General features: G+C 54.6%; 1 rRNA gene (cut by a window edge). It reads left to right on the forward strand.

What is annotated here, in order from left to right:
- Positions 1–47: 47 nt before the first annotated feature.
- Positions 48–1,333, forward strand: a 23S ribosomal RNA gene (locus ACFRFQ_RS30435); it runs 1,927 nt beyond the window's last position.

Consider the following 1,333-nt stretch of genomic DNA (forward strand, 5'->3'; position numbering starts at 1 on the left):
GGTTTGTGTGTTGTTTGAGAACTGCACAGTGGACGCGAGCATCTTTGTTGTAAGTAATGAAGAGCGTACGGTGGATGCCTTGGCACCAGGAGCCGATGAAGGACGTAGGAGGCTGCGATAAGCCTCGGGGAGCTGTCAACCGAGCTGTGATCCGAGGATGTCCGAATGGGGAAACCCAGCACGAGTGATGTCGTGTTACCCGCGCCTGAATATATAGGGCGTGTGGAGGGAACGTGGGGAAGTGAAACATCTCAGTACCCACAGGAAGAGAAAACAACCGTGATTCCGTGAGTAGTGGCGAGCGAAAGCGGAAGAGGCTAAACCATGGGTGTGTGATAGCCGGCAGGCGTTGCATTCGTGGGGTTGTGGGGTTCATTTTGTCAATACTGCCGTGTTGGCCAACAGTAAGAAATCACGAGGTTAGTGGAAGTGGTCTGGAACGGCCTGTCGTAGAGGGTGAGAATCCCGTACACGAAAACTTTGTGACTGTTGTAATGGAAACCCAAGTAGCACCGGGCCCGTGAAATCTGGTGTGAATCTGTCGGGACCACCCGATAAGCCTGAATACTCCCTGGTGACCGATAGCGGACTAGTACCGTGAGGGAAAGGTGAAAAGTACCCCGGGAGGGGAGTGAAATAGTACCTGAAACCGTGCGCTTACAATCCGTCAGAGCCTTCGAACAGCTTGCTGTTGGGGGTGATGGCGTGCCTTTTGAAGAATGAGCCTGCGAGTTAGTGGCATGTCGCGAGGTTAACCCGTGTGGGGTAGCCGTAGCGAAAGCGAGTCCGAATAGGGCGAGTCAGTGGCATGCTCTAGACCCGAAGCGGAGTGATCTACCCATGGCCAGGTTGAAGCGACGGTAAGACGTCGTGGAGGACCGAACCCACTTAGGTTGAAAACTGAGGGGATGAGTTGTGGGTAGGGGTGAAAGGCCAATCAAACTCCGTGATAGCTGGTTCTCCCCGAAATGCATTTAGGTGCAGCGTCGCGTGTTTCTCACCGGAGGTAGAGCTACTGGATGGTCTAGGGGGCCCACAAGCTTACCGAAATCAGCCAAACTCCGAATGCCGGTGAGTGAGAGCGCGGCAGTGAGACTGCGGGCGATAAGGTTCGTAGTCGAGAGGGAAACAGCCCAGATCGCCAGCTAAGGTCCCTAAGCGTGTACTAAGTGGAAAAGGATGTGGGGTCGCGAAGACAACCAGGAGGTTGGCTTAGAAGCAGCCACCCTTGAAAGAGTGCGTAATAGCTCACTGGTCAAGTGATCCTGCGCCGACAATGTAGCGGGGCTCAAGTACACCACCGAAGCTGCGGCATTCACGCAATAGCCCCCAG

Origin of the sequence: Rhodococcus sp. NPDC056743 (genome assembly GCF_042790355.1) — a bacterium.
GTDB lineage: Bacteria > Actinomycetota > Actinomycetes > Mycobacteriales > Mycobacteriaceae > Rhodococcus_F.